The 17,168-nt window shown below is 50.7% G+C and carries 16 protein-coding genes and 1 pseudogene; 7 read left to right on the top strand and 10 right to left on the bottom strand.

Going from position 1 to position 17,168, the window contains the following annotated elements; genetic code table 11:
* Positions 1–25: 25 nt before the first annotated feature.
* The 5 genes and pseudogenes from AB8Q18_11920 to rpsT form a co-directional block, all read right to left on the bottom strand.
* Positions 26–916: a 3-hydroxyacyl-CoA dehydrogenase gene (locus AB8Q18_11920; protein XDZ50880.1), complete on the bottom strand. Its 891-nt coding sequence runs from the start codon at positions 914–916 to the stop codon at positions 26–28.
* A 111-nt stretch (positions 917–1,027) separates the two neighbouring features.
* Positions 1,028–2,836, bottom strand: a complete 1,809-nt coding sequence (gene aspS / locus AB8Q18_11925) for an aspartate--tRNA ligase (protein XDZ50881.1) — start codon at positions 2,834–2,836, stop codon at positions 1,028–1,030.
* 191 nt (positions 2,837–3,027) lie between these two features.
* Positions 3,028–3,675, bottom strand: a pseudogene (locus AB8Q18_11930) (DUF502 domain-containing protein).
* A 186-nt stretch (positions 3,676–3,861) separates the two neighbouring features.
* Positions 3,862–5,067, bottom strand: coding sequence for a phospholipase A (locus AB8Q18_11935; protein ID XDZ50882.1), 1,206 nt, complete (start codon positions 5,065–5,067; stop codon positions 3,862–3,864).
* 185 nt (positions 5,068–5,252) lie between these two features.
* Complete coding sequence (gene rpsT / locus AB8Q18_11940; GenBank protein XDZ50883.1) at positions 5,253–5,516, bottom strand: 30S ribosomal protein S20; 264 nt, start codon at positions 5,514–5,516, stop codon at positions 5,253–5,255.
* A gap of 292 nt (positions 5,517–5,808) precedes the next feature.
* On the opposite strand from rpsT, the gene murJ reads away from it, so the two are divergent.
* The gene (gene murJ, locus AB8Q18_11945; GenBank protein ID XDZ50884.1) at positions 5,809–7,347 is read left to right on the top strand and encodes a murein biosynthesis integral membrane protein MurJ; all 1,539 of its coding nucleotides are present in this window, start codon (positions 5,809–5,811) and stop codon (positions 7,345–7,347) included.
* 261 nt (positions 7,348–7,608) lie between these two features.
* Here the strand turns inward: murJ and AB8Q18_11950 are convergent, their stop codons facing one another.
* On the bottom strand, positions 7,609–7,896 hold the full coding sequence (locus tag AB8Q18_11950; GenBank protein ID XDZ50885.1) for a DUF3817 domain-containing protein: 288 nt from the start codon (positions 7,894–7,896) through the stop codon (positions 7,609–7,611).
* A 203-nt stretch (positions 7,897–8,099) separates the two neighbouring features.
* Here AB8Q18_11950 and AB8Q18_11955 point away from each other — a divergent pair, with 203 nt between their 5' ends.
* From AB8Q18_11955 to purB, 4 genes are all read left to right on the top strand, one after another.
* On the top strand, positions 8,100–8,852 hold the full coding sequence (locus tag AB8Q18_11955) for a rhomboid family intramembrane serine protease (GenBank protein XDZ50886.1): 753 nt from the start codon (positions 8,100–8,102) through the stop codon (positions 8,850–8,852).
* Between the two features lie 361 nt (positions 8,853–9,213).
* A complete protein-coding gene (gene moaA / locus AB8Q18_11960; GenBank protein ID XDZ50887.1) occupies positions 9,214–10,188 on the top strand; it encodes a GTP 3',8-cyclase MoaA in 975 nt (324 codons plus the stop codon).
* Between the two features lie 219 nt (positions 10,189–10,407).
* A protein-coding gene (prfB, locus tag AB8Q18_11965; GenBank protein XDZ52931.1) for a peptide chain release factor 2 occupies positions 10,408–11,512 on the top strand; the annotation gives its coding sequence in 2 pieces (ribosomal slippage) (positions 10,408–10,488 and positions 10,490–11,512; 1,104 coding nt in all).
* 70 nt (positions 11,513–11,582) lie between these two features.
* A complete protein-coding gene (gene purB, locus AB8Q18_11970; GenBank protein ID XDZ50888.1) occupies positions 11,583–12,950 on the top strand; it encodes an adenylosuccinate lyase in 1,368 nt (455 codons plus the stop codon).
* Between the two features lie 64 nt (positions 12,951–13,014).
* Here the strand turns inward: purB and AB8Q18_11975 are convergent, their stop codons facing one another.
* Positions 13,015–13,596 (bottom strand): NAD(P)H-dependent oxidoreductase, encoded by a 582-nt coding sequence (locus tag AB8Q18_11975; protein XDZ50889.1) that lies wholly within the window; start codon positions 13,594–13,596, stop codon positions 13,015–13,017.
* 70 nt (positions 13,597–13,666) lie between these two features.
* Here AB8Q18_11975 and AB8Q18_11980 point away from each other — a divergent pair, with 70 nt between their 5' ends.
* On the top strand, positions 13,667–14,248 hold the full coding sequence (locus AB8Q18_11980) for a TetR/AcrR family transcriptional regulator (GenBank protein XDZ50890.1): 582 nt from the start codon (positions 13,667–13,669) through the stop codon (positions 14,246–14,248).
* A gap of 65 nt (positions 14,249–14,313) precedes the next feature.
* Here AB8Q18_11980 and AB8Q18_11985 read toward each other — a convergent pair whose 3' ends face one another.
* The gene (locus tag AB8Q18_11985) at positions 14,314–14,817 is read right to left on the bottom strand and encodes a TIGR00645 family protein (protein XDZ50891.1); all 504 of its coding nucleotides are present in this window, start codon (positions 14,815–14,817) and stop codon (positions 14,314–14,316) included.
* Positions 14,818–15,024: 207 nt separating this feature from the next.
* On the opposite strand from AB8Q18_11985, the gene AB8Q18_11990 reads away from it, so the two are divergent.
* A complete protein-coding gene (locus AB8Q18_11990) occupies positions 15,025–15,378 on the top strand; it encodes a hypothetical protein (protein XDZ50892.1) in 354 nt (117 codons plus the stop codon).
* A gap of 52 nt (positions 15,379–15,430) precedes the next feature.
* Here the strand turns inward: AB8Q18_11990 and AB8Q18_11995 are convergent, their stop codons facing one another.
* A complete protein-coding gene (locus AB8Q18_11995; protein XDZ50893.1) occupies positions 15,431–16,201 on the bottom strand; it encodes an ABC transporter ATP-binding protein in 771 nt (256 codons plus the stop codon).
* Positions 16,198–17,160: a FecCD family ABC transporter permease gene (locus AB8Q18_12000; GenBank protein ID XDZ52932.1), complete on the bottom strand. Its 963-nt coding sequence runs from the start codon at positions 17,158–17,160 to the stop codon at positions 16,198–16,200. The genes AB8Q18_11995 and AB8Q18_12000 overlap by 4 nt, the downstream gene beginning before the upstream one ends.
* Between the last annotated feature and the right edge of the window lie 8 nt (positions 17,161–17,168).

Here is a 17,168-nt window from a genome sequence, read left to right on the forward strand (position 1 = left end):
AAAAACCTATTATTGAATAATTATTTTAAAAAGTGGGGTCCTGATAGTCGGGATGAGGATAGCGATAAAACCCCTCCCCCGTTGCCACGCCCAGCTTCCCTTGGTCGATATAGTTGGCCTGTAAATACTGCGCCAACGCTGCTGAGGCCAAGTCTCCTGTCGCTTGCGCGCGGCCAAAGGCGATATTATAAGCAGTTTTGACGCCCACCACATCCAAAATTGCAAAAGGCCCCATCGGCGCACCTGTCGCAATCATCCACGTCTTGTCGATAGTAGCCACATCGGCCACCCCATCACGCAGTAAACCTAAGCCTGCATTCAAGAACGGCACCAATAGCGTATTCAGAATATAGCCTGGCTGTTCTTTAGCAAGCGGCAACGCCACCATGCCAATAGTTTTAGCAAAATCAACGATTTGTTGAAAAACCACTGGATCGGTTTGATCATGCCCCATGATTTCTGCGGTATTATTGATCCAGATCGTGTTGGCAAAATGCAACGCTAAAAACTGACTAGGACGTCCCGTCATCGCCGCCATCTGGCTGGGCAACAGCGTCGAGCTATTGGTGGCGAATAGGGTATGCGCCGGCGCCATCATCCCGAGCTGGCGGTAAAAATCCTGCTTAATGGCCAATACTTCGGGAATCGCCTCAATCACCAAATCGGCCTCAACCACGGCCTGTGCCAAATCATGGGCATAGCCGATGCGGGCAAAAGCCGCACCTACCGATTCGGCGCTGGCCCCTAAATCACGCTTATAGGCCTGCTGTAGTTCGGCCAGATGATTCTTGGCCTGAGCCAAGGCAGCCTCGCTCACGTCGTACAGACACACGGCATAGCCATGGTAGGCGCACTGAAAAGCAATTTGGCTGCCCAAAACCCCTGCCCCGGCCACGGTCACGTATTCAAAAGCCATAGATAATCCTTTTTAAAGATTCGGCATATAAATAGAATAACAGGTTTCCCGCAGCCACGTAAAAATAAAAAAACCTCATCGCAATGATGAGGTTTTAACCACAAAAGGGGCTTAGGCCTCTTTTGGTGCTTCTACTTTAGGACGCAAGCGCAGGCCTAATTCGCGTAGCTGTTTGTCGTCCACTTCGTTCGGCGCATTGGTCAACAAGCATTGTGCGCGTTGAGTTTTCGGGAAGGCAATCACGTCACGAATCGATTCAGCACCGGCCATCAAGGTCACCAAACGGTCTAAACCAAAGGCCAAACCACCGTGAGGAGGCGCACCAAACTTCAAGTTATCCAATAGGAAGCCAAATTTGTTTTGCTGCTCTTCTGGGCTGATGTTCAAAGCGGCGAAGACTTTTTCTTGCACTTCAGCGCGGTGAATACGAATAGAGCCACCACCGATTTCCCAGCCGTTCAACACCATATCGTAGGCGCGGGCCAAGCAGTTAGCAGGATCAGAGCTCATCAAGTCTTCATGGCCGATTTTAGGGCTGGTAAACGGATGGTGCATGGCTGAGTAACGATTGTTTTCTTCATCGTATTCAAACATGGGGAAATCAACCACCCACAATGGGCGCCATTCTTTCACGAAATAGCCGTTTTCTAGGCCATGCTCATGGCCTACTTTAATGCGTAGTGCACCAATGGCTTCGTTCACCACGGTGGCTTTATCGGCACCAAAGAAGATCAAGTCGCCGTTTTCAGCACCGGTTTTGGCCAAGATGGCGTTCAAGGCGTCAACCGACAAGAACTTCACGATCGGTGATTGCAAGCCGCTGTTTTCATCATTGGTGATGTTCGATTTGTCATTTACTTTAATGTACGCCAAGCCCTTAGCACCGTAGATGCCGACAAATTTGGTGTATTCATCAATTTCTTTACGGCTTAGCTTAGCACCGTTAGGAATGCGTAAGCCCACCACGCGGCCATTGGCCATGTCGGCAGCGCCACGGAACACTTTGAATTCTTCGGTTTTCATCACGTCGGTCAGCTCAGTGAACTGTAGCGACACGCGCATGTCTGGCTTGTCTGAGCCGTATAGGAACATGGCGTCAGCCCAAGTCATGCGGGGGAAGGTGCCTAAGTCGACGTTCAAGACGTTTTGGAAAATCTGCTTGGTCATCGCTTCAGTGATGTCCATGATTTCTTCTTCATCCAAGAAAGACGTTTCCAAGTCGATCTGGGTGAATTCTGGCTGACGGTCAGCGCGCAAGTCTTCGTCACGGAAGCACTTCACAATTTGGTAGTAACGGTCGAAACCAGCCACCATCAACAATTGTTTAAACAATTGAGGCGACTGTGGCAAGGCAAAGAATTCACCCGGGTGAACGCGTGAAGGCACCAAATAGTCACGGGCGCCTTCTGGGGTAGAGCGCGTTAGCATTGGGGTTTCTACGTCGATAAAGCCTTGGTCATCAAGGTAACGACGCACGCCCATGGCCACTTGGTAGCGCATGCGCAGATTTTTTTGCATTTCAGGACGACGCAAGTCGATCACGCGATTGGTCAAGCGCACGTTTTCAGACAGGTTTTCATCATCTACTTGGAACGGCGGCGTGGCCGCAGCATTCAAGATTTCAATGTTTTTCGCCAAAATTTCAATTTGACCAGACACCAATGACGCATTCGTGGTGCCTTCTGGGCGATTGCGTACCAAACCGGTAATCGCCAATACAAACTCATTACGCGCGCTGTCAGCGGTGGCAAAAGCATCTGGGGTATCGGGATCGATCACCACCTGAACCACGCCCTCACGGTCACGTAAGTCAATAAAAATTACCCCACCGTGGTCACGGCGACGATGGACCCAACCTTTAATGGTTACGGTTTGGTCTAAATATTGCTCGTTAATCAAGCCACAATAATTGGTACGCATACTCTGCCTTTTTACTTTTAGATATGAATGCTGAACGAAGAAACGTCTTGTTTCAGTATTTACTTTTCATCACGCTGTGTCATGGGTGTTGACACAGCATCTTTAGATTCTTGCGACCGTTCGCCAACCGCTGTCGCTGCCGCGACGCCTTCGGTGCTCACTGGGCCTAAAGGCGCATCGCCTTCAGCACCTGGTACCACCATGCCCAGAGAAATCACGTATTTTAACGCCTCATCCACGCTCATATTGATGTCGCGGGTGTCTGACTTTTTCACCATGATGTAATAACCCGAAGTCGGGTTGGGCGTGGTCGGTACATAAACCGTCACGTATTCTTCTGCCGCCTGCCCTGGTGCTCGCGGCGTCAAGCACAGCCCGATTTGAGGCGGCACGGTGCCGGTCACAAACGCCACCGTCCAAGCACCTTGATGCGGAAACTGGACCAAAAGCGGGGTTTTAAATGACTGACGCGAATCAGAAAATAAGGATTCCGACACCTGCTTCACGCTGGAATAAATCGACTTCACAATCGGGATTCGACCCAAGATCGCATCCCAGACCAAAATCATTTTCTTGCCCAATACGTTGGCGGCAAACATACCGGTAATCAACAGCACAATCACGGTCAATAGTACGCCTAAGCCTGGCACTTCCCAGCCAAACAACGCCTTAGGCTGCCACATTGCGGGCAATAAGCGAATCGTATCATCTAAGGTGGTCACAATGATGGACAACACCCAGAACGTCACGGCAATGGGCATCCAGACCAACAAACCAGTGATTAAGTAATTCTTAATCGAAAACTTCTTAGAAGACTTCGCAGGTTTTAGCTCTGCCATTCATTCCTCAACTTCTTTCTCAACCCGGCCCTAAACCCAGCCAGCGCGCCTAAGCGAACCCATGCCATGTCTAAGCCATCGTCTGACGAACTCAAAAACCCAGCACCATCACTACTGATAACGCTTAAGGAAAACGCACATTATACTCAGAAACACCGCATTAAACGAGGGTTTTTCGGCAATTTATTAAAAGCCACTCATGTCGTTTAACATGATGCCCAAACCCAAGCCTTGCTGCTTATGGTTGTAATCCAATAGGTTTTCACCATAGCCATTAAAGTAGCGCACATAGCCGCGTAGCTTGCCGTTGATGGGGAAGGTATAGTCCAGCTGCAGCATACCGCGATTGTACTCGGGGTTATAGCGCGCCGTGGCCACAATCGTATCCTTATTGTGCACATACAAAACCTTCAGGTCGCCATAGCCCATGTAGTGGCTGATGTCGGGATTATTGTCGTCCTTAGACGGAATCCGCCACCACAGGCGCGGCAAGATGCTCCAATTGCCTTTTTCAATCCCCGCCATCGCATACACCCGATTCCACGAACGCGACCACGGCTCGCTACGGCCATTAGACTGATGCACATAACCGGCACCCAGCATGCGTAGCTTAAAGCCCCAAGGCAAGTCTAAGCGCGCCGGCTGAGTAATAAAGAATTCTGGCTCATAGTCGGTATTGCGAAACGGCGCCGACCACTCGTGGTTGTACACCTGCCAGTTAGACTGCTGCGAATAAGCAAACCACAGGTCGGCACGGGTATCGAATAAATCTTCCCAAACCTTGGTCTTAAACGACAGCTGGAATTTGGTTTCAACCCGCTGCATGTCGTCGCCGTACATTGGCGCCGGACCCAAAGAAGGCGTGGTCGGATTTTTATTAGGGCGGTGCATCATCCACAACGGCATCAAATAATTAGGCTTGTGCGTGCGTAAGCTAAACGTCCCTGCAGGATCGTTCTGATAGAGGTCATAGGCCAAGCTTAACGGCGTATAGGCTTCGGCAATATCAGCCGGCACGGTCTCGGCCACCGTCGGCGCCTCACTCACTACCCTTGTCTGTGGCACGCTTTTTTCAACACCCTCGGCATCTGTGACCAAAAGTGCAACATCTGTGCCCTCAAACTGGTCCTTATTTGAGGTAAACACCTTACGTAAATCAATCACCGGCTTTTCTTTTTGCGCCAGCGGCAGCTTAGCCACCTCTTCAGCATCGCCAAAGTCGGTCACCATCAATTTGTCGTAACAGGCCAAGCGGCCTGCATTTTCGGTAATAGTGGCACAAAACTTAAATGAGTCTGCAACCAGAGTTTTGGTGTCGGCCCACGCCATGGGGCTACCCACTAACAAGGCCGCACACACTGCCTGACCCATTGCTCGTTTTCTATCCGCCATACCTTACCGCTTTCATTAATTGATGATCATTTATCATCGACCTTAAATTTGCCAAACCATTCAAGGACAACGCAAAAAACATTGTCTCATAAAAACGCTGGAACGCAACCATTGAACCGAATTGCATAAACGACAGGCATTAAAAAAGGCCCCGATATTCGGAGCCCTTTTTATGTATCAAACCATTAGGCCATGGCTTTGATTTTCACTGACAGACGACTTTTATGACGTGCAGCTTTATTTTTGTGGAACACGCCTTTATCAGCAATGCGGTCCATCACGCGAGTAGATTCACGTAAAGTAGCTTGAGCAGCAGCTTTATCGCCACCTTCAATCGCTTTAATCACTTTCTTTACTGCAGTACGGAACGCAGTACGCAAACTGGCGTTATGGGCGCGTTGCTTGAGCGCCTGACGTGCACGCTTACGAGCTTGTGCGCTATTGGCCATGGATGTCTCCTAAAATTAAATAAGTATTCTGTAAAACACGGCATTTTAATAACTTTACCAAGTTTTGGCAAGTTTAATTCCGCGTTTTTCTCAATATTTTTCAATTGTACACGCTTATTGACCAAAATCACAGCCCTGATAAACCTGCTTATTTTCCAACATCTTAGCCAAATACCGCTTTTTAGCCCGCCCACAGCCTTGGACCGGCCGGCCCAATCAGCGTCACAAATTGTGGCTAAATGACGAACGGTGTACACTTCAGCATTTCCCCAGATTCAGACACAGACGCCACATGAATTTACTCCGCACCCTCGCCACGGTCAGCAGCATGACCATGATTTCCCGTATCTTAGGCTTTGTTCGCGACACCATCATCGCCCGTGTCTTTGGGGCAGGCATGGCTACTGACGCCTTTTTTGTCGCCTTTAAGCTACCTAATCTATTGCGCCGCATTTTTGCAGAGGGGGCGTTTGCACAAGCGTTTGTGCCCATTTTCTCCGAATACAAGCAAACCAAGTCACCGGAAGCCACGCGCGCCTTTCTGGCCCATGTAGCGGGTTTATTGAGCCTGATTCTGGTCCTGGTCACTGCCCTTGGCATCCTCGCCGCACCTTGGATTTTATACATCTCTGCACCTGGCTTTGCCACCGATGCCGATAAATTCGAGCTGGCGACGCAGATGTTGCGCATCACCTTTCCTTATATCTTTTTAATCTCCCTATCATCTTTGGTGGGCAGCGTGCTGAACGCCTACAGTAAATTCAGCATCCCGGCGTTTACCCCTACGTTTTTAAATATTTCCTTCATCGTGTTTGCGCTGTTTTTAACCCCCTATTTCAACCCGCCCGTTTTGGCGCTGGCTTGGGCAGTCTTTTTTGGCGGCGTATTACAGCTGTGCTTCCAGCTACCCGCTCTGCATCGCCTTGGTTTCTTGGTGTGGCCGCGCTTAAGTTTCAAAGACCCGGCCGTTTTTCGCGTGCTCAAACAGATGGGCCCCGCAATCTTGGGCGTTTCTGTGGCGCAGATCTCCTTGGTCATCAACACCATTTTCGCTTCGTTCTTGGTCTCTGGTAGCGTGTCTTGGATGTATTACGCAGACCGATTAATGGAGTTACCCACCGGTGTCTTAGGCGTGGCCTTGGGCACGATTCTCTTGCCAACGCTGTCGCGCCATGCCGCCAACAAATCTACCGAACAGTTTTCTGAGCTACTGGACTGGGGCATTCGCCTCAGCCTCCTCTTAGCCTTGCCTGCGGCCGTTGGCCTAGCCGTGCTGTCATTCCCACTGGTGGCCACCTTATTCATGTACAACCAATTTACCCTACACGACGCCACCATGACCCAATACGCCTTAGTTGCCTACGCTTTTGGCTTGGTGGGCATGATTTTGGTGAAAGTTTTGGCGCCAGGCTTTTACGCCCGCCAAAACATCAAAACCCCGGTCAAGGTGGCCATGTTTACTTTATTCATGACTCAGGTGATGAACTTGATCTTCATCTGGAAGCTACAACACGTTGGCCTAGCCTTAGCCATCGGCATTGGCGCCTGCTTAAACGCAGGCATCTTATGGTTCCTCTTGGTCAAGCACGGCATTTACCAGCCCAAAAAAGGCTGGCTGGCGTTTGGTCTCAAGCTCACCCTGGCGCTGATTTTAATGGGTGCATCGGTATGGGCCAGCAACCACTATCTGGCTTTGGATTGGCAGGCCAACGGCGGCATACGCGTGCTGCAACTGAGCGGTTTGATCATTCTGGCCGTCGTGGTCTACTTTGGCAGCCTCATCTTACTGGGCTTCAGACCTCGTCATTTCAAACGTACCGAAGTCGGCTAAAGCAGACAAAAGGCCACCGCATCATGCGGTGGCCTTATTCGTTATTCTCGACAAAGAACGCTCGTTTGTCGTGCTTCACACGAAGCACGCGCGATTGATAAACCATGGATTATTTACCGTCGCGTAGGGTGGGTAAAGCGTAGCCTACCCACCACTCCTAAGGCGCTCAGATGCCCACATTTAAAACCCGCGTGGGTCACGACCCACCCTACGCTTAGGGGCCTACGCTGTAGACGTATACCCTTAAGGCCTAACGCCCCCTTATTTACCGTAGCGGTGCATCAACCAAAACGTGCCGCCTGGTAAAAAGGCACACACAACCGCCAGCGGTGCCAAGCGTACAGAAAAGGTTCGTCCCAACAAAGCCAGCAGCAAAGCACCTAAATACAGTAAGAACAGGCTGCCATGAATCGGCCCCATCCACTGGTTAAACTGATACACGCCAAAACCATATTTAAGCGGCAGGCCAATCAACAATAAAATTAACAGGCTCGCACCCTCCAATAGGGCACTAAGGTGTAGAAACTGCTGAGTCACACGCGCAATCATGCATTAATCCTTAATAAAAATGAAGCGTTGCGCCCATTCCAGCACAACCACAGCCATCGCCAACAATCTGTTAACACGGCATCAGCGGGCCAACATAACGGCTCTGGTCGACAACGTCAACCTCAAAACTGGCCCAGCACAAATATTGACACCCACCCTCACCCTCGCTTAGATTGAGGTCATGCCCCTACTGGACCCATCCCATGATCAATCGGTTAAATGCCATCCCTGTCGTCACCCGTACGCTGTTACTGGCCAATATCGCCCTCTACATCTTGACGCTGCTGCTCAACAATAATGGCATCGCCCTTGAAGTCATCTTGGGCAGCTTCTATCCTGAATCGCTGAATTTTAGGTGGTGGCAACCGTTTACCCATTTGTTCATTCATGGCGGCACCGCCCACATTGCCTTTAATATGTTTGCCCTCTATATGTTTGGCAGCACCGTAGAAGCCACCATCGGGCCTAAACGCTTTTTAATCCTGTATTTTCTCGCCGGCCTGGGCGCCTTCCTGCTATTCAACGGCCAAACGTTTTACTATGTGTCTGAGCTCAAAACCGCCGTCATTGGCTTTGGCATCGAGCCTGCCTTGCTACAAGAGGCCATGCGTCTGAACAGCGCCGGCGTACCTGCAACCCCGCGAGTACCCAATATTCCTGCCGTGGTCGAACTGTGCCAATACTACATTCGCCCAATGGTCGGCGCTTCCGGCGCCATCTATGGCCTCCTCGTGGCTTATGGCCTGCTTTACCCCAATGCCAAACTGGTGTTTATGCTGTTGCCCGTTCCCGTCCAAGCCAAGTATTTCATCCCCGGCCTCATCGTCTTAGAAATCATCCTAGGCCTGTTTAATTTCTCTTGGAACCCCGTGGCCCACTTTGCCCACCTTGGCGGCGCCATCGTCGGCTTTTTCGTGGTGCAATACTGGCTCAGACAATACCGCAATCGCGCTTAATCTAACCAAATCGGCTCAGCCTCGGCATAAAAAAACCGTCTTTTAGACGGTTTTTTTATTTCTTTTATTACCGAATACATAAAAACATCTAACCCGTTGATCATTCATTAAAAATAAATAAAGTATCATGCCATCCATCCCTTGCCGAACCCATCGCGACGCCACGGCCATCAGCCTAGCTAAATACCTCTCCCGTAAAGCAATCTCTAGTTCTAAAGGCGTAGATTGGCCTAATACCACCTCCTCCTTTTGTCGCCCCCTCACTCCCCCACCTGCCGCTATAAGAGCCTGATTTTTATGTTATGATTCGTATATAAGCACTCAATAATAACCACGCTAACAACAATGAAAAGAGCACAACATGCTGACAGACGCATTTGGTCGCACCGTTGACTACCTCCGCATTTCAGTGACGGATCGCTGCGATCTACGCTGCACTTACTGCCTGCCCAAAGGCTTTCATGGCTTTGCCACGCCAAAGCACTGGCTCACTCTTGAAGAAACCGCACGCATCGCACAGGCATTTGCACGCCTAGGAACCAAACGCTTTCGCATCACTGGCGGCGAGCCATTGCTGCGTAAAGGCTTAACCGAACTCACCCGTGCCATCAGTGAAACCCCTGGCGTGGAAGACATCTCCATGACCACCAACGGCACCCAGCTCACCAAACACGCCCACGAACTACGCGCATCGGGCGTAAAACGCCTCAACATCAGCTTGGATTCTTTACGCAGCGACTGCGTTAAGGAAATCACTGGCGCGGATTGCCTGCCTAAGGTATTAGAAGGCATTCGCACCGCCAAGGACGCAGGCTTTGACTTCATCAAAATCAATATGGTGCCGCTGGCCGGCATCAATGATCTAGACCTTGACGACATGGTGGCGTTTTGCATTGAACACGGCTTCATCTTAAACCTCATCGAGGCCATGCCCATGGGCAGCACGGGACAACAGCACGCCCACGTGAGCCTGCAGCCCGTATTACAACAGCTGCAAGAAAAACACAATCTGATCGCCAGCACGCGTAAAATCGGCGGCGGCCCGGCCAAATACTGGCAAAGCCAGGACGGCGGCTTTACCCTAGGCCTGATCACCCCGATGAGCCAACATTTTTGTGAAACCTGTAACCGCGTACGCTTATCGGTGACCGGTAACCTACACCTCTGCCTAGGCCAAGAAGACAAAGTGCCGCTACGCGATCTATTGCGCTCTGGCATCAGCGATGCTGAACTAGAAGACGTGATCCGCGATGCCGTGATGAAAAAACCCGAAAAACACGAATTTGTAGAAAACCCAACCAAAATCATTCGCGTCATGGCCATGACTGGCGGCTAAGCCAGTAGCCATCAACCCCTTACTCAACAGGCAAGGTTGCTCAGCACCCTTGCCTGTTTCAATCTGCCACACGCGCACATCTAAACTTAGACTTTAGCGCCGTTTTAGCGTAAAATTCGCCATCTGTTTGCTGGGCCATGCGTTACAAAAGCCTGAAGCACTGCATGAAGCAGTCAGCAAACCACCTAATATTTTCCATCCAGACAAAAGACCGCCATGATCGAAGCTGAAATCATCAATCAACTCCACCACACCCTAGACGACCTTGCCGAACGCAGTCGTGACATTCGGGGGTATCTTTGACTACGACGGCAAAAAAGACCGTCTAGAAGAAGTTGTGGGCTTAAGCGAAGACCCTGACCTGTGGAACGACCCGAAAAAAGCGCAAGAAATTGGTAAAGAGCGCAAGCTGCTTGAAGGCGTGGTCTTGACTCTGGATGAGCTAGCCAACGGCATTGAAGACAATTTAATGCTGTTAGACATGGCGGTAGAAGAAGCCGACGACGATGCGTTTCACGCCATTCAAGCCGACGTCGCCGAACTTGAGGCCAAAATGGCCGACCTAGAGTTTAAACGCATGTTTAACCAGCCTATGGACGCCAACGCCTGCTTCATCGACATCACTGCCGGTGCCGGCGGCACTGAGGCCGAAGACTGGGCCGGCATGCTGTTCCGGATGTATCTACGCTACGCCGAACGCAAAGGCTTTAAGGTTGAGATTCTAGAAGAAGACGAAGGCGACATCGCTGGCATCAACCGCGCCACCATTAAAATCGATGGCGAATATGCCTACGGCCTCTTGCGTACAGAATCAGGTGTCCATCGCTTAGTACGCGTGTCTCCTTTTGATTCTAACGCCAAACGCCACACCTCATTTTGCTCTGTATTCGTTTATCCTGAAGTCGATGACAGCATTGAGGTCGACATCAATCCGGCCGACTTACGTATTGACACCTACCGCGCCAGCGGCGCCGGTGGTCAGCACATTAACAAAACCGACTCGGCCGTACGTATTACCCACAACCCAACCGGCGTGGTGGTACAGTGCCAAAACGACCGCTCACAGCACCGTAACCGCGATGAAGCGATGAATATGCTGCGTGCGCGCCTATTTGAATTAGAGCTGCGTAAACGCAGCGAGGCGAAACAAAGCCTTGAAGACAGCAAATCCGATGTGGGTTGGGGCCATCAAATTCGCTCCTATGTATTTGACCAATCTCGGATCAAAGATTTACGCACCAGCTATGAAGTTGGCAACATCAAAAACGTCATGGACGGTGATTTAGATGGCTTCATTGCCGCCAGTTTAAAACAAGGTGTCTGATAATCAGGTAGCCCAATGGGCTACCTGATTTTTTGCCCCTTACCCCAGGAACTTACTAAAAGAGACCCGCATGTTAAACCCAATCATTGCCCTTTCCCCTTTAGATGGCCGCTACGGCAAACAAGTTGAAGCATTACGCCCTATTTTTTCAGAATATGGCCTAATGAAATGCCGTGTTCAAGTTGAACTAGAATGGCTTAAAGCCCTTTCTCGCAACCCTAAAATCAAAGAAGTGCCTGAGTTTAGCGAATTCACCATCAAAGAAATTGATCAGGTGATTGCCGAATTCTCTTTGGATGATGCCGAAGCGGTTAAAGCCATTGAAGCGCGCACCAACCATGACGTTAAAGCGATTGAATATTGGCTAAAAGAACGTTTTAGCGCTGTTCCTGAAGTCTTAGCGGTAAGCGAATTCATTCACTTTGCCTGCACCAGCGAAGACATCAATAACTTAAGCCACGCCTTGATGCTCAAAGCTTCTCGCGACGAAGCCATCAAGCCTGCCCTAGCCGCGATCACGGCTAAACTGACCGACATGGCCCACGAGTTTGCCGCCATGCCGATGATGAGCCGTACTCACGGCCAGCCCGCTACCCCAACCACTTTAGGCAAAGAATTGGCCAACGTGGTGGCGCGCTTGAATCGCCAAATCGACGCCTTAGGCGCGCAAACCTTCTTGGGTAAAATCAACGGCGCCGTCGGCAACTACAATGCCCACATGGTGGCCTACCCTGAAGTGGACTGGGAAGCTCATTGCCAAAGCTTTGTTGAAGGCCTAGGCATCAGCTTTAACCCTTACACCATTCAAATTGAGCCACACGACTACATCGCCGAATACTTCCACGTAGTGAGCCGCATCAACACCATTTTGATCGACTTCAACCGCGACGTTTGGGGCTACATCTCTCTAGGCTACTTTAAACAAAAAGTAAAAGCCGGTGAAGTAGGCAGCTCAACCATGCCGCACAAGGTTAACCCGATTGACTTTGAAAACTCAGAAGGCAACCTAGGTTTAGCCAATGCGGTCTTGGGCCATTTAGCTGAAAAACTGCCCGTGTCTCGCTGGCAGCGTGACCTGACCGACAGCACCGTATTGCGCAATATGGGCGTAGGCTTAGGCTATTCGGTACTGGGTTGGAGCGCCCACATTCGCGGCTTGAACAAGCTAGAAACCAATGCTGCTGCCCTATTGGCCGACCTAGACGCCACTTGGGAGCTATTGGCTGAACCCATTCAAACCGTGATGCGTCGCTATGCGGTTGAAAACCCATACGAGCAGCTAAAAGATCTGACCCGCGGCAAAGGCGGCATCACCCCCGAAACGCTTAAAGTCTTCATTGAAGGCCTCGCGATTCCAGATGCTGAAAAAACCAAGCTATTGGCTCTACGTCCAGACACTTACTTGGGCAAGGCCGAAGAATTGGCCAAGCGCATCTAAGCACTAAACCACATAAAAACGACCCTTAAGGGTCGTTTTTATTATTTCAAGGCAACGTTCAACTCTAGTGGGATGGTCCATAACGTGTCGCCAATACCCTGGCCCCGTCAAAATCGGCACGCTCGGTACCATACACAAAATCCAAATGCACATTATCGACGCCACAATAACCAAACACACCCAGCTGTAACTGCGTCACCAATAATTCATCGTAACCATATTTTCGAAACGTAGCCTCATCGACAGCGCCGTGTAACAGCACACTCACTTTTTTATCCTGCAGCAAGCCGCGCAAGGGCTGTTCCTGATCCTGATCCTCATAGGCAAAGCCTCGCGTCAACACCCGATCCAACCACCCCTTGAGCATTGCTGGTAAGCCCCACCAATAAATTGGGCTAACCAAAACCCACTCATCAGCACGACTTAAACGCTGCTGCATCGCCGCCACATCAGTGGCCACAGCAGCACCCGTTCGGTAGGCATTTAAATCTGCTGCACCCATGGCGGGATTAAACTGCTCTTGATGTAAATCGACAAAATCGACTATATTAGCTTGGTCGGCCACCAACATCTGCTCATGTCGCCGTGCCCAAGCATGGCTAAATGACGTTTGATCTGGATGGGATACCACAATGAGGGTGTTCATACGATAACTTTCCATTAGTAACTTACTACAAGTAAGTTACTTCATTTCCTATTTTCACGTCAAGAGCTTTATGAAAAAACGCCTCAATAAATCCGACCGCCGCCAACAACTTTTAGCCGTAGCGGCTACCCATATCGTTGAAGTCGGCGCCGACAAACTCACTTTAGCCACCGTTGCAGAACAGGCCGGCGTATCCAAACCCATCGCTTATGAACACTTTGGCAGTAAACAAGGTTTATTACTGGCACTGTTTAACCACCTCGAAGCCCATTACACCGAACAATTAGACCAAGTTTTCGCCCAGGCAGATATTGGCCTCACCGCCCGCATCGAGCGCTTGATTCACACCTACATGGACTGCATGGCTCAAACAGGGGCGCTGCTAGAATACATCCAAGCTGGCCTCCAATCTCAAATCGAAGAGGAGCAACAGGCCTGCTATACCGATTTATTAAGTAGATGTATCCATGGCCTCAGTCCCTACCTACCGACCAACCTGAACGACTTAAGATCTAGGCTCATTATATTCTTTGCTGCTGCGGAACGTGCCTGCACCCTCATCAGATCAAACGAACTCACCAAGACCGACTGCTATACCTTATTGCACAAAACCTTAACTGGCCTCTTAGCATTAGAAACCAAGCCATATTGAGCCTCTAGCCTCAAGCCGCGGCTACAAAAAAGCCCAGCACAAAGGCTGGGCTGATGGTGTCCTGTTTAATGCTTGCTGTGGGTGAGCTTATCTAAATAGCCCATGGCAAAAGCAGACAGCACAAAGGTCAAATGAATCAAGATATACCATTTGATCTTATCCGCATCCACCTGCTCCAGCTTCATAAAAATACGCAATAAATGAATCGATGAAATCGCCACAATCGACGCTGCCACCTTCATTTTTAACGAGCTGGCGTCCATGGTGCCTAGCCAATTCAGCTTATCCGCGTCTTCATCTAAATTCAGCTGTGACACAAAGTTTTCATAGCCAGAAATCATCACCATCACGATCAAGCCACCAACCAAGGCTAAGTCGACCAAAGCCAACACCTGTAAAATCAAATCGGCTTCTGTAATCGTAAAAATAATTTGCAGCGTGTGAAACGCTTCTTTAAAAAAGATGATGCCCAGCATCAGTAATGCCAAGGACAAACCAAGATAAATCGGCGCCAACAGCCAGCGCGACACATATATCAACTGCTCAATGAAAGCTTCTACTTTTTTCATACGCTCATTCACATTAATGGGATCGTAGTTTAAGCTATTTTTAAGGTTTCTTTCACTTCTTTCAACCACATTCCACATCGAAAAGCCCTAATTGTGGCATATCGCATACACCTAAAGCGCTTATCCCACACTCGCACAAAAATTTCATTGTCATGAAAACAGAAGCCTTTTACGCTGACTAGACCCAGCCACAAAAAGGACATCATCATGAATCGAATCAGTCCCAGAACCCTAATTCTGATTGGCCTCATCGGCCTCACCTTAGGCTGGCTTCTCAAGGGCAGCGGCGCCACCGTCAGTAAAAAAGACCGTGAAGCCTGTGAAGCCAGCCTTAAAGCCAACAACAGCGACGATCCCACCCTCTTGGATAAATGCCGTGAACCAGGCATGGTGGCCGCCATCAAGGCACAGGGCCAAAACCTTGATGCCGCACAGGCCATAGGCTCTGCCAACCAAGGCAGTACAGCTCTGAACATGCTTAGCAGCCTACTGCAAGGAATAGGCTTGGTTGCGCTTGGCTTTGGCATCGTTGGCTGGCGTAAAGCACTGCGCCTACGTTAAACCCTAGCCATAAAAAAACCACCGACGAAGCGGTGGTTTTTTGCCGCATTCATCAGCGCGCAAAGGTATCAAACGCCCAATCGCCACCAGGATGACGATAAGGCTTAATGGCCCATCCATAGGCGCGACTTAAATGATCGGCCGTCATCACTTCGGCAACCGACCCTTCCGCCAATACCTCCCCCTTACTCAGTAACACAATGTGTTTGGCGTAATTAGCCGCCAAGCTTAGGTCATGCAACACCATCACCGTGGTTAACGACTGGCCTAAGGCATCAGGCTGTAGGCAGCGCATCAGCTGATGCTGATGCTTAATGTCGAGGTGATTACTGGGTTCATCCAACAGCAAAACCTCTGTCTCCTGCATCAACGCCCTCACCATGGCCGCACGCTGCTGCTCACCGCCGGACAGCACCCCAATGCGCTTCTCGGCCAGATGGGTGAGCTCAAACTGAGCCAACAACCGGCTCACCTTGGCCCGATCAGCAGCCGTTGGCCGCGCAAACCATGACAAGTGTGGGTAACGCCCTAATAAGGCATATTCCTCTACCGTCAACGGCGTCCCAAAAAGCTCGTGCTGCCCCACCCAGGCAATCTTGCCTTGGCGCGTTGCGTCCTGTGCCGACAGCCCCATGCAGGTTAAATCTGCGCAGGGGTATTGACCCAATAACGCCTTGAGCAAGGTACTCTTACCCGCGCCGTTGGGGCCAATAATCGCCGTTGCCTGTCCCCATGGCAGGCTCAAAGCGTCAATCGACAACACGGTTCGCTGCTGGTGGCTAACCACCAACCCCTTAATCTCAAACACCGAATGATGCTTCATGCCCGCCCCTTATTGCCTTTTAAGAACAGCCACAAGAAGAACGGTGCCCCCAATAGAGAAATCACAATACCCACCGGCAAATCAATCGGATAGGCCACATGACGCGACGCACTGTCGATCAGCAGCAGGAACAATGCGCCTACAATGCCAGACAGCAGCATCAAACGGCCACGACCACCGCCGCACACGGCCGACAAAACATTCGGCACCATCATGCCCACAAAACCGATGACGCCGGACAGCGACACGGCAGCACCGGTCAACAAAGCGGCCCCAATCACGGTGACTAATTTAGTTCGGTTGAGGTTCACCCCCATGGACAGAGCGGTTTCTTCACCCAGCATCAGGCAATCCAAATCTCGCCCTACCCACAGCAACACCAGCCAGCCCACCACCATCACCGCTAAGGCATAGTAAATGGGCACAAAGCCCGCACCAGCCAGACTACCGGCCAACCACACGGTGGCGCTACGCAGCACCATGTCGTCGGACAAGAATAAAATCAAGCTGACCACGGCGCCACAGAACGCGCTGACCACAAAGCCAATTATCAATAAGCCCAAACGGCCACCGCCAAACAAATGATGGGTGCTGAGTACAAATAAACAGGCCGCCACGGCGCCCACAAATGCCGCCAACGGCACGCCCATGCCACCCAGGCCAAACGCCAACACCAGCACCACGCCTAAGGCGGCACCGCTAGAGGTACCGATTAAGCTTGGGTCGGCCAAAGGGTTACCAAACAGGGCCTGTAAAGCAGCGCCGCTACAGGCCAACGCGCCACCTACCATCAATGCCACGGCAATACGTGGCCAACGAATGCCCCATAGGGCTTCGGGAATTTCACTCGGATTGGTCCAGCCGCCTAGACCAACGCCTAAGCAAAACCACACCAACACCGCCGCTAAAGCGACACATAAACTATATCGCAGCCACTTAGGGCTGCGATTCAGGGCAATACCCACCA

The organism is Neisseriaceae bacterium CLB008 (assembly GCA_041228285.1).
In the GTDB taxonomy this organism is placed as follows: domain Bacteria; phylum Pseudomonadota; class Gammaproteobacteria; order Burkholderiales; family Neisseriaceae; genus JAGNPU01.

What these genes read in the sequence shown, in the direction of transcription:
- AB8Q18_11955 (XDZ50886.1), top strand. Translation starts at nt 8,100, where the DNA reads ATGATCAATCGGTTAAATGCCATCCCTGTCGTCACCCGTACGCTGTTA.
- AB8Q18_11920 (XDZ50880.1), bottom strand. Translation starts at nt 916, where the DNA reads ATGGCTTTTGAATACGTGACCGTGGCCGGGGCAGGGGTTTTGGGCAGC.
- aspS (XDZ50881.1), bottom strand. Translation starts at nt 2,836, where the DNA reads ATGCGTACCAATTATTGTGGCTTGATTAACGAGCAATATTTAGACCAA.
- AB8Q18_11980 (XDZ50890.1), top strand. Translation starts at nt 13,667, where the DNA reads ATGAAAAAACGCCTCAATAAATCCGACCGCCGCCAACAACTTTTAGCC.
- AB8Q18_11975 (XDZ50889.1), bottom strand. Translation starts at nt 13,596, where the DNA reads ATGAACACCCTCATTGTGGTATCCCATCCAGATCAAACGTCATTTAGC.
- purB (XDZ50888.1), top strand. Translation starts at nt 11,583, where the DNA reads ATGTTAAACCCAATCATTGCCCTTTCCCCTTTAGATGGCCGCTACGGC.
- moaA (XDZ50887.1), top strand. Translation starts at nt 9,214, where the DNA reads ATGCTGACAGACGCATTTGGTCGCACCGTTGACTACCTCCGCATTTCA.
- rpsT (XDZ50883.1), bottom strand. Translation starts at nt 5,516, where the DNA reads ATGGCCAATAGCGCACAAGCTCGTAAGCGTGCACGTCAGGCGCTCAAG.
- AB8Q18_11935 (XDZ50882.1), bottom strand. Translation starts at nt 5,067, where the DNA reads ATGGCGGATAGAAAACGAGCAATGGGTCAGGCAGTGTGTGCGGCCTTG.
- AB8Q18_11990 (XDZ50892.1), top strand. Translation starts at nt 15,025, where the DNA reads ATGAATCGAATCAGTCCCAGAACCCTAATTCTGATTGGCCTCATCGGC.
- AB8Q18_11985 (XDZ50891.1), bottom strand. Translation starts at nt 14,817, where the DNA reads ATGAAAAAAGTAGAAGCTTTCATTGAGCAGTTGATATATGTGTCGCGC.
- AB8Q18_11995 (XDZ50893.1), bottom strand. Translation starts at nt 16,201, where the DNA reads ATGAAGCATCATTCGGTGTTTGAGATTAAGGGGTTGGTGGTTAGCCAC.
- AB8Q18_11950 (XDZ50885.1), bottom strand. Translation starts at nt 7,896, where the DNA reads ATGATTGCGCGTGTGACTCAGCAGTTTCTACACCTTAGTGCCCTATTG.
- murJ (XDZ50884.1), top strand. Translation starts at nt 5,809, where the DNA reads ATGAATTTACTCCGCACCCTCGCCACGGTCAGCAGCATGACCATGATT.